Source organism: Kitasatospora sp. NPDC023385, from assembly GCF_055664045.1.
The window spans coordinates 143050-156342 of sequence record NZ_JBVOOL010000008.1 but is presented as its reverse complement, the minus strand read 5'-3'; the positions used below and the strand labels follow the sequence as shown (position 1 = coordinate 156342).

The 13293-nt window shown below is 75.5% G+C and carries 7 protein-coding genes; 2 read left to right on the top strand and 5 right to left on the bottom strand.

The features are described 5' to 3' along the window. Nucleotides 1-68: 68 nt before the first annotated feature. On the bottom strand, nucleotides 69-716 hold the full coding sequence (locus tag AC0B61_RS15500) for a PadR family transcriptional regulator (RefSeq protein ID WP_471741174.1): 648 nt from the start codon (nucleotides 714-716) through the stop codon (nucleotides 69-71). Between the two features lie 134 nt (nucleotides 717-850). Here AC0B61_RS15500 and AC0B61_RS15495 point away from each other — a divergent pair, with 134 nt between their 5' ends. Continuing rightward, entirely contained in the window at nucleotides 851-1822 is a 972-nt protein-coding gene (locus AC0B61_RS15495; protein WP_471741173.1) for an endonuclease/exonuclease/phosphatase family protein, read from the top strand. 9 nt (nucleotides 1823-1831) lie between these two features. Here the strand turns inward: AC0B61_RS15495 and AC0B61_RS15490 are convergent, their stop codons facing one another. The 4 genes from AC0B61_RS15490 to AC0B61_RS15475 all read right to left on the bottom strand — a co-directional run bounded on the left by AC0B61_RS15490 (nucleotide 1832) and on the right by AC0B61_RS15475 (nucleotide 10394). Then, on the bottom strand, nucleotides 1832-3013 hold the full coding sequence (locus tag AC0B61_RS15490; RefSeq protein WP_471741172.1) for a PP2C family protein-serine/threonine phosphatase: 1182 nt from the start codon (nucleotides 3011-3013) through the stop codon (nucleotides 1832-1834). Nucleotides 3014-3207: 194 nt separating this feature from the next. After that, entirely contained in the window at nucleotides 3208-6465 is a 3258-nt protein-coding gene (locus tag AC0B61_RS15485) for a UvrD-helicase domain-containing protein (RefSeq protein ID WP_471741171.1), read from the bottom strand. A 32-nt stretch (nucleotides 6466-6497) separates the two neighbouring features. After that, nucleotides 6498-9908, bottom strand: a complete 3411-nt coding sequence (locus AC0B61_RS15480; protein ID WP_471741170.1) for an ATP-dependent helicase — start codon at nucleotides 9906-9908, stop codon at nucleotides 6498-6500. A 126-nt stretch (nucleotides 9909-10034) separates the two neighbouring features. Next, nucleotides 10035-10394: an MGMT family protein gene (locus AC0B61_RS15475; protein WP_471741169.1), complete on the bottom strand. Its 360-nt coding sequence runs from the start codon at nucleotides 10392-10394 to the stop codon at nucleotides 10035-10037. Nucleotides 10395-10528: 134 nt separating this feature from the next. Here AC0B61_RS15475 and AC0B61_RS15470 point away from each other — a divergent pair, with 134 nt between their 5' ends. After that, a complete protein-coding gene (locus tag AC0B61_RS15470) occupies nucleotides 10529-13261 on the top strand; it encodes a flippase-like domain-containing protein (protein ID WP_471741168.1) in 2733 nt (910 codons plus the stop codon). The last annotated feature ends 32 nt before the right edge of the window (nucleotides 13262-13293 follow it).

Genomic DNA, 13293 nt, shown 5'->3' with positions numbered 1-13293 from the left:
CGTGACGGCGCTCAGGCATTCGGGCGCTCAGGGCATTTAGGCGCTCAGGCATTCAGACGCTCAGGCGGTCAGGCGCGCAGCCGGCGGCCGCGCTTGGCCGGTGCGGCGCCGCCGTCGCGGCCGGCTTCGGCGGTGCGGGTCTGAAGCAGTTCGGCCTGCTGGGCGAGCCGGGTCTCGCAGTGGTCGAGCCAGCGGATCTCGGCCTCGGTCTGGAAGATCAGCTGGTCGAGGACGAGCAGCCAGGCGAGGTCGTTGCTGGTGGCGGGCACGGTGCCGGGCCGGTCCGCTTCGCCGGGCTGCGGGGCTCCGGCCAGGGCGCGGCCCTTGAGCCGGGTGTAGTCCTGCAGTGCCTTGATGCTGTGCCGGCGCTGGCCCTGGACGACGGCGGAGACGTCGACGCCGGGGACGGTGACGGCCATGGCGAGCTTGATCGCCAGTTCGTCGCGCGGGGGGCTGGTCCGGGGCACCGGGGTGTCGAACCAGGCCCGGAGTTCGGAGCGGCCGGCGTCGGTGACGGCGTAGAACTGGTGGCCGTCCTGGTCCTCCCCGGCGGGTTCGACCAGGCCGTCGCGCTCCAGTCTGGACAGCGTGGTGTAGACCTGCCCGACGTTGAGCGGCCAGGTGGCGCCGGTGCGCGCCTCGAATTCGGTGCGCAGTTGGTAGCCGTAGCGCGGGCCCTGGTCGAGCAGGGCGAGCAGACCGTGACGGATGGACATACTCGGTATGTATACCCGGTATGCCCTCCCACCTCAAGCCGCGCCCCTCACCTCGCCCCGCGCCCTCGCACCCCGCGCCCCACCCCTCCGCCTCGCGCCCCGCCTCTCCCGGCGACCGGGTACCGTCGTGCGGTGTGAGCCAGTTGCGCATCGCCACCTTCAACCTGTTGCACGGTCAGCCCCTCGCCCCGGACGGCGCGCCGCGGCCCTACCCCTCCGACGCCGGCGCACCGCTGGCCGAGGCCGTGGCCGCGCTGGACGCCGACGTCCTGGCCCTGCAGGAGGTGGACCGGCACCAGGCGCGCTCCGGCGGCACCGACCAGGCCGCGGTGGCGGCCGCGGCGATGGGCGCCAAGGACTGGCGGTTCGCCGCCGCGCTGCACGGGCGCCCGGCGCCGGTGGCCGGCTGGCTGCGGGAGCCGTCCGGGCCCGACGGCCTGCGGGTGTACGGGCCGGGCGAGGTGGGCGACGACGCCCCGCCCTCGTACGGGACGGCGCTGCTGACCCGGCTGCCGGTGCGGCACTGGCGGGCCCGGCGGTTCGCCCCGGCGCCGTTCGGGCTGCCGCTGCGGGTGGCCGGGCGGCGCGGGCTGACCCCGGTGCCGGACGAGCCGCGGGCGGCGGTGGCCGCGGTGCTGGAGGGCGACCTCGGGCCGTTCACCGTGGTGGCGGCGCACCTGTCCTTCGTGCCGGGCTGGAACATGGCGCAGCTGGCGGGCATCCGGCGCTGGATCGCCGACCTGCCCCAGCCGTACCTGGTCCTGGGCGACTTCAACCTGGTCGGCGCGGTGCCGCGCACGGTGCTCGGCGGGGCGACGGCACTGGAGCGCACCGCGCCGCGGGTACGGGTGCGGGAGCTGCGGGCGGCCCGCCGGGCGCACCCGCGGCCGGCCGAGGCGCGCCGGCGGCGCGTGCGCGAGCCGCGGCCCCGGCTGCCGGGCTGGTACGACCTGGCGCGCACGCCGACGTACCCCTCGCACCGGCCGGCGGTGCAGTTCGACCACGTGCTGGCGGTCGGTGTGCCGCGCACGGCGGTGGGCCCGGCGGCGGCGCCGCGCACGGCCGTGTCGGACCACCGGCCGCTGCTGGTCGAGGTGTCGCTGTAGCGGGTGGGGTCAGTGCCGCGTCAGGACTCCGGCCTGCTGCGGGACGTGGACGGTCGGCGGCGCGGGGGCGTACTGCAGGAGCAGCATGGCCGCGTCGTCGCCGAGTTGGCGCCCGACGTGGCGCACCACGTCCTCGTGGAGGCGCCGCAGGACGTCGGCGGGGCGGCCGTCGGCGCAGTGCGGGAGCCGTTCGGCGAGCGGGTAGAAGGTGCCCGCGCGGTCGCGGGCCTCGATCATCCCGTCGGTGAACAGCAGCACCCGGTCGTCGTCCCGCAGCTGGACCCGGTGCACCGGCGGGTGGACGTCGGCCGGGTCGAGGACGCCCAGCGGCGGTACGGTCTCGGCGAGTTCGAGCGGGCTGACCTCGCCGGAGCGCAGCAGCAGCGGCGCGGGGTGGCCGCAGTTGACGATCTCGGCGGCGCCGTCGGGCCCGACGCCGATCAGTACCAGGGTGACGAACTCCTCCTCCACGCCCGGGTGGTCGTTCTCGTGCAGGGCGCGGTCGAGGCTGACGGCCAGCCAGCCGGCCACCCGGTCCAGCGCGGGTTCCTGGTGGGCGGCCTCGCGGAAGGCGCCGAGCACGGCGGCGGCCGTCTCGACCGCGCCGAGGCCCTTGCCGCGCACGTCCCCGACCACGGCCCGGACGCCGTGCCGGGTGTTGACCACCTCGTAGAGGTCGCCGCCGATGCGGGCGTGGGCGGCGGCGGCCTCGTAGTGGACGGCGGCCCGGACGGTGCCGACCCTCTCGGGGACGGGCCGCAGCAGCACCCGGCGGGCGATCGAGGCGACCAGCTGGGCGTCGGCCAGGGCCCGCTCCTGGCGCAGTCTCAGGGTGGCGCTGACCCAGCCGATCGTGGCGACCAGCAGGACCGCGATGACGCTGGCGGCGTGCACGGACTCGCCGAGCGTGTCGCTGCGGAAGGCCATCAGGAAGGCCGCCGCCTCGGTGCACAGACCGATGACGAGCGGGTACCAGGTGCGGCGGCTGACCATGGCGGCCAGCGCGGGTACGGCGGTGAGGGCGGGTTCGACCGTCACCTCGGTGCCGCTGACGTAGTCGAGGGCGACGATCAGCACCATGCCGAGGAGGGGCAGCGCGAGCGCCGTCCTCGGCCAGGTGCCGGTCGTGCGCGGGGCGGGTCGCGGGGTCGGCCCGGCGAACCGCTCTCTGATCCATCCGGTCGCGCTCAACTTCGGTCTCTCCAGCAGAAGACGCCGGTGCCCGGGGGCACCTGCGGTGATGACTGAGGGTCAGGGAATGTGGGCCTCGCTGGCGGCCGGAGCACGGGGGTTGACCGGTTACCGACCCCACAATAGGCGCGAAACGTGCATGACGCACAGGTTTCGGGCACTGGCGTGATGACTTGGATGCTCTGCGTGACTCATTAGTCACTGTTCCCGATCAGGAGCCGTTCCAACTCTTTTCGGTCGGGAAGTCCTGCCGGACGGACGATCCGTCCGCTGCGGACGTACAGGAACGAAGCGGTGACCTGCTCGGGGTCGACGCCCGCCTGCTCGGCCCAGGCCAACCGGTAGACCGCGAGCTGCAGCGGGTCCGCCGTCTCCTCGCGGTGGGTCTTCCAGTCCACCACTTCGTAGCGTGACGCACCACCGGATTCCGTCAACGCGCCGGCGTCCCGGTAGACCGCGTCGATCCGTCCGCGCACCACCCGCCCCGCCAGCACCAGTTGGAACGGCGCCTCGACCCGGTGGGGCTTGCGCTGCGCGTACGGGGTGCGCAGGAACGCCTCCTTGAGCCGCTCCAGGTCCTGCTCGTCCTCGATGCCGTCGTCGTCGGCGCCGGGCAGCGCGCCGGGCTCGATCAGCAGCAGCGGCTCGATCCGGGACTGCACCCAGGCGTGGAAGCGGGTGCCGCGCCGGGCGGCGGGCTGCGGGGGGCGCGGCATCGGGCGGGCCAGGTCGCGGGCGAAGCCGTCCGGGTCGGCGGCCAGCCGCAGCAGCTGGGTGGCGGACAGCGCGGCGGGCAGCGGCACCTCGCGCGCGGTGCGCCGGGAACGCTCCAACTCGCCCAGCAGCGCGGTCAGATCGCGGTCCCAGGAGGCCACCTGGCGCTGGTCCTCGGCGGCCATCGGCTCGGGCTCCGGCGCCGGCCGGCCCGCCAGCCGGGCGTGCACCACCTCGGCGACCCGGCGGCGGGCGTGCTGCGCGGCAGGGTCCAGCGGCAGCGGCCAGGGGTGCTCGACGGGGGCGGTCAGCGCCGGGTTCGCGGCGCCCTCGGCCGGCCGCTCGGCCCAGTGTTCGACCTCGCCCGCGCCGGGCTGCTCGCAGTGCTCGCGCAGCCGCTCCAGGAAGTCGGACGGGCCGCGGACGGTCTTCTGGCTCGGCCCCCACCAGTGCCCGGAGGCCAGCAGCAGCGAGCGCGGGCGGGTGAACGCGACGTAGCCGAGGCGCAGTTCCTCGGTGCCGGCGTGCTCGGCCAGCTCCTTCCGGAAGGCGGTCATCGACTTCCCGGTCCAGCCGCCGCGCACGTCGGGCAGGGTGGCGGCGTCGCCGCGCAGGGCGTGCGGGAGCACGCGCTTGGCGCTGGTCCAGCGCTCGCGCGGGGTGGCGGAGGGGAACGCGCCCCGCACCAGGCCGGGGACGGCCACCACGTCCCACTCCAGGCCCTTGGACTTGTGGGCGGTGAGGACCTTCACGGTGTCCTCGCCGCCGGGCAGGCTGCTGTCCAGGCCGCGGTCGTACTCCTGGGCGGCGCGCAGGAAGCCCAGGAAGGCGGCGAGGCCCGGGTCGCCGTCGAGGTCGGCGAAGGAGGCGGCGACGTCCAGGAAGGCGTGCAGGGTCTCCCGCCGCCGGGCGGCCAACGCCTGCGGGGAGGCGGCGAGTTCGACCTCCAGGCCGGTGACGGCCAGCACCCGGTGCAGCACGTCCATCAGCGGGTCGGCGAGCGAGCGGCGCAGATCGCGCAGCTCCTGGGCGAGACGGGCGAAGCGCACCCGCGCCTCGGCGGAGAACGGCAGCCCGTCGGACTTGCCCTCCTCACCGGACGACCCGTCGAGGAAGCTCTCCACCGCGTCGGCCAGCGACACCACCTCGGTCGGGTCGGCCTCGGCGACGGCCGCGGCCAGCGCCTCGACGCCCTCGGGCCGGGCGGTGCGCACCAGTTCGGCGGCCCGCCGGCCGAGCAGCGCGAGGTCGCGCGGGCCGATCCGCCAGCGCGGGCCGATCAGCAGGCGCACCAGCGCGGCGTTGGCGGTCGGGTCCTGCAGCACCTCGCAGACCGCCACCAGGTCGGCCACCTCGGGCAGTTGCAGCAGCCCGCCGAGGCCCACCACCTCGACCGGCACCTCGCGGGCGACCAGCGCCGCGTGGATGTCCGGGAAGGCGGCGCCGCCGCGGCACAGCACGGCGATCCGGCCGGGCGCGGTGCCGGTGCGCACCAGGTGGGCGACCGAGTCGGCGAGCCAGTCGACCTCCTCGGCGTGGGTGGGCAGCAGCGCCGCCCGGACGAAGCCGTCGTGTTCGGCGCCGGGTGCCGGGCGCAGCGCCTCGACGCCCTCGTGCATCTCCCGCAGCGGCGCGGCGAGGGTGTTGGCGAAGGCGAGCAGGCGTCCACCGCTGCGGCGGTTCTCGCTGAGCGCGTAGCGGTCGGCGGGGCGGCCGTCGGCCTTGGGGAAGTGCCGGGGGAACTCGTCGAGGTTGGCGACGGAGGCGCCGCGCCAGCCGTAGATCGCCTGGCAGGGGTCGCCGACGGCGGTGACCGGGTGGCCGGTGCCGACGCCGCCGGGGCCGGCGCCGAACAGGCCGGCGAGCATCAGGCGCTGGGCCACCGAGGTGTCCTGGTACTCGTCCAGCAGCACCACCCGGAACTGGCCGCGCAGCAGCTCGCCGACCTCGGGGCGCTGCTGGGCGAGGCGGGCGGCGGCGGCTATCTGGTCGCCGAAGTCCATCAGCCCGGCGGAGCGCTTGCGGCGCCGGTACTCCTCGACCAGGCGCAGCAGCTCCTGCCGGGCGCGGGCGGCGGCCGGGACGGCCCGCAGGTCGTCGTTGGTCAGCTTGACGGTGGCGAGGGTGTCCAGCAGCCGCTCGTCGAAGTCGCGCAGGGCCTGCGGCTCGACGAGGTGCTCGGCGAGTTCGCCGTCCAGCGCGGTGAGGTCGGCGACCAGGTTGGTGAAGGTGCCGGTGAGCGCGGGGAACGGGCCGCGGGCGGTGCGCAGCACCTTGGCGGCGAGCTGGAAGCGGGTGGCGTCGGCGAGCAGCCGTACGTCCGGTTCGATGCCGATCCGCAGGCCGTGCTCCTTGAGGAGGCGGCCGGCGAAGGCGTGGTAGGTGGAGATCTCCGGCTCGCCGAGCGGTTCGGCGGCGCCCTGGCCGGCGGCGCTCCCCCAGCCGTCGGCCGGGGCCGTCCCCAGGCCGCAGACCCGCAGGGCGGTCCGGACCCGGTCGGCGAGTTCGCCGGCCGCCTTGTTGGTGAAGGTGAGGCCGAGCACCTCCTCGGGCCGTACGGCGCCGGAGCCGACCAGCCAGACGACCCGGGCGGCCATCACGGTGGTCTTGCCGGAGCCGGCGCCGGCCACGATCACGGCCGGTTCCAGGGGGGCGCCGACGGCCGCCATCTGCTCCCGGTTGAACGGGATCCCCAGCAGCTCCTTGAGCTGGTCGGGATGGCTGAGCACGGCGGTCACCCCGCAACCGTAACCGGAGCGGCGGACAATCCTCACTCGACCAGTTGGGCGCCGTCCCGCTGGGCCGAGCAGCTGCGGCGGAAGGAGCAGCGGTCGCAGCCGCCGCCGGTCTGCGGGACGAAGCGCTCGGCGAGGACCTTCCCGGCCGCCTCGGCGAGCAGGTTCTCGATCCAGCGCTCGCCGTCCGGCGGGTCCTGCCGCTGGACCTTGGGGGCGTCCTGGGCGGCCTTGGCGGCGGGCTCGCGCAGGTGCACCAGTTCGGCGCCGCCGGTGGCCGGGGGGTCCTCGGCGAAGCCGGGCAGCCCGCCCAGGGCGCCGGCCCGGACGGCGAGCTGGTAGACGGCGAGCTGCTTGTGCTCCGGCAGCGACCGGTCGGTGGGCAGCTGCTTGCCGGTCTTGAAGTCGACCACGTAGGCGCGCCCGGAGCCGTCCTTCTCGACCCGGTCCATCGAGCCGCGGATGCGCACCGAGACGCCGCCGACGTCGAGGGTGACGTCGAAGCCGTGCTCGGTGGCGACGACGTCCCGGCCGCGTTCCAGGACGTGCCAGTTGAGGAAGCGCTCCAGGGCGGCGCGGGCCTCGGTCTTCTCCTGCCGGGACTTCCAGGGCGCGTCGAAGGCCAGCGCGTCCCAGACGGTGTCCAGGCGCTCCATGAGGACGGCGAGGTCGGCGGGAGTGCGGCCGGAGCCGACCTCGTCGGCGAGCGCGTGCACCACGTTCCCGAAGCCCTGGGCGGCCGAGCCAGCGCCGCGCGCCTTGACCTCCTTGTCCAGGAACCACTGCAGCGAGCAGTTCTCCAACTGCTCCAGGCCGCTGCCGGACAGCCGTACCGGCAGGTCGGCGCTGCGCAGCGGCTCGGGGGCGGCGGTCGGTTCGTCCAGGCCCCACCAGCGGTCCGGGTGGGCGGCGGGCACCAGCGGCAGCCCGTCCTCGTCGGTGGCGGTGGCGAGGACGGCGAGCCGTTCGGCGGCGGCGCGGCGCAGTTCGGGCGAGCGCGCGGGGTCGACGGTGACCGCGCGCAGCTCGGCGACCAGCGCGGCGACGGACAGCGGGCGGCGCGGGCGGTGGGTGACATCCTCGACGGTGACCGGCGGGGTGCGGCGCACCACCTTGCCGGAGTGCGGGTCGACGTCCTCGCGGTAGAGCTCGCGCAGGAAGCGGGAGGGTTCGTCGCCGTCGTCGGCGGGGGCCTTGACGGCGGTGACGACCAGCCGTTCCCTGGCGCGGGTCGCGGCCACGTAGAAGAGGCGGCGCTCCTCGCCGAGCAGGGCGCCCGGGGAGAGCGGTTCGGCGAGGCCGTCGCGGCCGATCCGGTCGGCCTCCAGCAGGGAGCCGCGGCGGCGCAGGTCGGGCCAGAGGCCGTCCTGGACGCCGGCGACGACAACCAAGCGCCACTCCAGGCCCTTGGAGCGGTGGGCGGTCATCAACCGGACGGCCTCGGGGCGCACCGCCCGGACGGTGAGGGTGTCGGCGGCGATGTCCTGGGCTTCGAGTTCGGCGAGCAGGTCGAGGGCGCTGCGGTGGCCGGTGACCTGCTCCTCGGCACGGGCGGCGGTCTCGAACAGGGCGCACAGCGCGTCCAGGTCGCGGTCGGCGTTGCGGCCGGCGGCGCCGCCGCGCAGGGCGGCCCGCTCCAGGCGCTCGCGCCAGCGTCGGCTGCCCTCCCAAAGCTCCCACAGCGCCTCCTCGGCGGTGCAGCCGCCGGCCAGCATCTCGCGGACCTTGCGCAGCAGCGTGCCGAGGTCGCGGGCACGGCGGGCGTACGCGGGGTCGAGGGCGACCAGCCGCTCGGGCTCGGCGAGGGCTTCGCGGATCAGCTCGTCGGCCGGGCGCGGGGCCGTGCCGGGACGGCCTTCGGCGCGCAGCGCGGCGCGTTCCTCCTCGCGCAGGGCGCGGCCCAGGCGCCGCAGGTCGGAGCCGTCGAGGCCGCCGAGCGGGCCGGTGAGCAGGGCGTGGGCCAGCTCGGTGGTGAGCGGGTCGGCTGCGGCGTCGGTGTCGGTGTCGCGGGCGCCGGGAGCCTCCACAGCGTCCGCAACGTCCGTCACATCCTCTGCGTCCGCTGCCTCCGGGTCGCCGTACCGGTCGCGGGCGGCCTGCCGCGACGCCTGTCGGGCGCAGACCCGCAGGGCGAGCAGCAGCTGGGCGACGGCCGGCTCCTCGCGCAGCGGCAGGTCGTCGCCGTCGATCTCCAGCGGGACGCCGGCCGCGCCGAGGGCCCGCCGCACGCCGGGGATGGAGCGGGCGCCGGCCCGGACGAGCACGGCCATCTCGCCCCAGGGCACGCCGTCCTCCAGGTGGGCGCGGCGCAGCAGGTCGGCGATCGAGTCGAGTTCGGCGCCGGGGGTCGGGTAGGTGTACACCTCGACCCGGCCGCCCTCGCGGGAGGGCAGCAGGGCGCGGTGCTGGGCGAGCTTGTCGGCGGGCAGGCGGCCCATCGGCATCCGCCGGGCGATCTCCCGGGAGGCGGCGAGCAGGAGCGCGCCGGAGCGGCGGGAGACGCGCAGGACCTTGACCTCGGCGGGGCTGCCGTCGGCCCGGCGGAAGGTCTGCGGGAAGTCGAGGATGCCGTTGATGTCGGCGCCACGGAAGGCGTAGATCGACTGGTCGGGGTCGCCGACGGCGACGAGGTCGCGTCCGTCGCCGGCGAGCCGGCGCAGCAACCGGACCTGGGAGGGGTCGGTGTCCTGGTACTCGTCGACGAAGACGGCGTCGTAGCGCTGCCGCAGCTCCTGCCCGACGTCGGGGCGCTCGGCGAGGAGGACGGCGCGGTGGACGAGTTCGGCGTAGTCGAGGACGCCGCGCAGGTCGAGCACGTCGAGGTAGTCGGCCAGGAAGTGGGCGGCGGCGGCCCAGTCGGGGCGCTGGACGCCCTGGGCGAAGCGCTCCAGTTCGGCTTCGCCGAGGCCGAGCTCGCGGCTGCGGGCGAGGACGGCGCGGACTTCGTCGGCGAAGCCGCGGGTGGTCAGGCAGGCCCGCAGGTCCAGCGGCCACGGGATCCGGGAGCTGCCGAGGCGGGCGTCCTCGGCGCCGCCGGCGAGCAGTTCGCGGACCATGACGTCCTGCTCGGGGCCGGAGAGCAGCCGCAGCGGCTCGGCGTAGTCCTGCGGGTCCTGGTGGGCGCGCAGCAGGGCGTAGCAGAAGGAGTGGAAGGTGGTGGCCTGCGGGGCGGCGGCGGTGCCGCCGAGCCGGCCGGCCATCCGGTCGCGCAGCTCCGTCGCGGCCTTGCGGCTGAAGGTGAGGACGAGGATCCGCTCGGGGTCGGTGCCGTCCTCGATCCGCCGGGCGACGGCCTCGACGAGGGTGGTGGTCTTGCCGGTGCCCGGGCCGGCCAGGACCAGCAGCGGGCCGCCGGCGTGCTCGACGACGGCGCGCTGGTAGGCGTCCAGCACGGGGGGGTCGGGCTGGACGAGGGGGCTGCGCACGAGCCGGTAGGGGGAGTTCACGGACTGGTCCCGGGGTCGAACAGGGCATGGCCGGGCGGGCCCCGCCGGGGCCCGCCCGCATCGAGCCTACGGTCCTGCTCCGTCATTCCCCGCCCGCGCGGGGCGTCCCCGGCGTCCCCGGCGCCCTCAGTGGGCTTCCGGCGGTTCCCCGTCCCAGCGGGCCCGCTTGAGGTCGACCCGGGGCGGGTCGGCGAGTTCGCGCAGCGGGGTGCCCTCCTCGCCGTAGTGGGCGAGGGCGCGCTGCTCGTGGCCGGGCAGGAGGCGCCCGTCCGCGCGGATGACCCGCCACCAGGGCACCGAGCCGCCGTAGTGGGCCATCACCCGGCCGACCTGCCGCGGTCCGCCCTGGCCGAGGTACTCGGCGACGTCGCCGTAGGTCATCACCCGCCCGGGTGGAATCCGCTCGGTCAGGTCGAGCACCAGTTCGGCGAAGGGCGGTAGGGCGTCCGGGAGGCCGTCGTCTGTTACGTCCGTCACCTGCGGCATTCTTCCGCACGGGCGCGCACCCGCGGTGCCGTACGAACGGGACGCCGCGCCCGATCCGCCCCCTGTCCAGCACGGGGCCTCGGGGCATGCCACCATCTTCGGGGCGGTGAGTGGTGATACGAGGACAAGACCAGATGACCGGGACGGTTGACGTGGGCGTGGACAAGGACTCCGACGAGTCCGCTGCCGCCGTGCCCCCGGCGCCCGGCGGCGGGGACGAGGACCGGCCCGCACCGGGGCCGACCCCGGAAGTCTCCCTGATCAAGGACCGGACGATCAAGACCCCCGCGCCCGGCCGGCCCGCCACCCCGCAGCCCCCGGCCCCGGAGCCCGCAGCCCCGCAGGCCCAGGCTCCGCTGCCCGACGACCACGACCAGGACCCGCTGGACGACGCCCCGCACCTGGACGTCGACGAGCCGCTGCTCGCCGCCCGCGCGCACCGCCCGTCCGACCTGCTCCGCTTCCTCACGGGCGTCTTCGGGATCGTCGCCGTCTTCGTGCTGGCCGGCATCGCCACTTCAACGACCACCGGCATCGAGCAGGACATCGCCACCAACGCGCCGCACTTCTCCGCGGTGCTCGCCACGATCACCGGCCTGGTCTCCAGCGTCGCGGTGCTCGCCGTGCCGCTGGCCTTCGCCGTCGAGCGGCTGATCAAACGCGACGGCCTGCGGGTCGCCGACGGCGTCCTGGCCTCGGTGCTCGCGTACGGCGTCTCGCTCGGCATCGACTGGTGGGTGGCCGAAGGCGCCTCCGACCACATCCGGGAGGCGCTGACCAGGCTGCCGCTGGACAGCAACGGCACCCTCACCGACCCGGTGCACGGCTACCTCGCGCCGGTGATCGCCTACATGACCGCCGTCGGCATGTCGAGCAGACCGCGCTGGCGGGTCGCCCTGTGGGTGGTGGTGGTCTTCAGCGGGGTCACCGAGCTGCTCGGCGGCTACACCACCCCGCTGTCGCTGATGCTCACCGTGCTGATCGGCTGGTCCGTCGCCTACGGCACGCTGTACGCGATCGGCTCCCCCAACATCCGGCCCACCGGCCAGCACATGATGATCGGCCTGCGCAAGGTCGGCTTCACCCCGGACGGCGCCCACCGCGCCTCCGACGCCCCCGGCGGCACCCGCCGGTACTACGTCACCCAGCAGGGCGGCCCGCCCCTGGACGTCCACATCATCGACCGCGAGCAGCAGGCCTCCGGCTTCTTCTACCGGGCCTGGCGGCGGCTGCGGCTGCGCTCGGTCGCGGTGCGCCGCAGCCCGCAGTCGCTGCGCCAGGCGCTGGAGCAGGAGGCCCTGATCGCGTACGCGGCGGCCGCCTCGGGCGCCCGCGCGCCGCAGCTCGTCGCCACCTCCGAACTCGGCCCGGACGCCGCGATCCTGGTGTACGAGAACGTCGAGGGCCGCGCCCTGGACGAGCTGGCCGACGACGAGGTCACCGACCGGGTGATGGCCTCGATCTGGCAGTCCGTGGCCGCCCTGCACGAGCGCCGGATCGCCCACCGCCGGCTGACCGGCGAGTCGCTGCTGGTGGTGGACGAGGAGACCGGCTGCCTGGTCAACCTCTCCGGCGGCGACATCGCCGCCACCGACCTGACCCTGCGCATCGACGTCGCGCAGCTGCTCACCACCTTCGCGCTGCGGATCGGCCCGGAGCGGGCCGTCGCCGCCGCCAACGCGGTGCTCGGCGCCGAGCGGGTGGCGCAGGCGCTGCCGCTCCTCCAGCCGGTCGGGCTGAGCCGTTCCACCAGGATCGAACTGGCCAGGCTCGGCAAGGAGCGCAAGGCCGCCGCCCGCGCCAAGGCGCTGGCGCAGGTCGCGGCCGGCGAGCGCACCCAGCAGCAGGCCGAGGAGGACATCGCGGCGGCCGGCGAGGACCTGCTGAGCCGCATCCGCGGCCAGATCCTGCAGATCGCCCCCGAGGCGCCGATGGAGCCGGCCAAGCTGGAACGGCTGAAGCCCAAGAGCCTGATCATGGTGATCGCGCTCACCTTCGCCGCCTACCTGGCCCTGACCACCATCAAGCCGGCCCAGCTCAAGCTCTCCCAGATGAACTGGGCCTGGGCGGCGGCCGCCCTGGTCGCGGCCGCGTTCAGCTACGTCGCCGCCGCGATGAGCCTGACCGGCTTCGTCCCCGAGCGGCTGCCGTTCCGGCGCACCGTCGCCGCCCAGCTGGCCGGCTCCTTCGTCAAGCTGGTCGCCCCCGCCGCGATCGGCGGCATCGCCCTCAACACCCGCTACCTGCAGCGGGCCGGCATCCGTTCCGGCCAGGCCGTGGCCTCGGTCGGTGCCTCCCAGCTGGCGGGCCTGGCCGGGCACCTGCTGCTGCTGTTCAGCTTCGGCCTGATCACCGGCAGCCAGACCAACGGCGACCTCTCCGCCTCCCGCGCGGTGATCATCGGCGTGCTGACCGCCGCCGTACTCGCCCTGGTGGTGGCCGCCGTCGCGCCGCTGCGCCGGTTCGTGCTGGGCCGCCTGCGCTCGCTGTTCTTCGGCGTGGTGCCGCGGATGCTCGACCTGATGCAGACGCCCAGCAAGCTGGTCACCGGCTTCGGCGGCATCCTGCTGCTGACCCTGTCCTTCACCGCCTGCCTGGACTTCTCGGTGCAGGCCTTCGGCGGCGACGTCAGCTTCTCGGCCGTCGCGGTGGTCTTCCTGACCGCCAACGCGGCGGGCTCGGCGATCCCCACCCCGGGCGGCATCGGCCCGGTCGAGGTGGCCCTGATCGGCGCCCTGACCGTCGCGGACGTGTCCCCGACGGTCGCCACCCCGGCGGTGTTCCTCTACCGGGCGCTCACCTTCTGGCTGCCGGTGCTGCCGGGCTGGATCGCCTACAACGTGCTGCAGCGCAGGCACGCGCTCTGACCGCACGACGAAGGGCCCGCCGAACGGCGGGC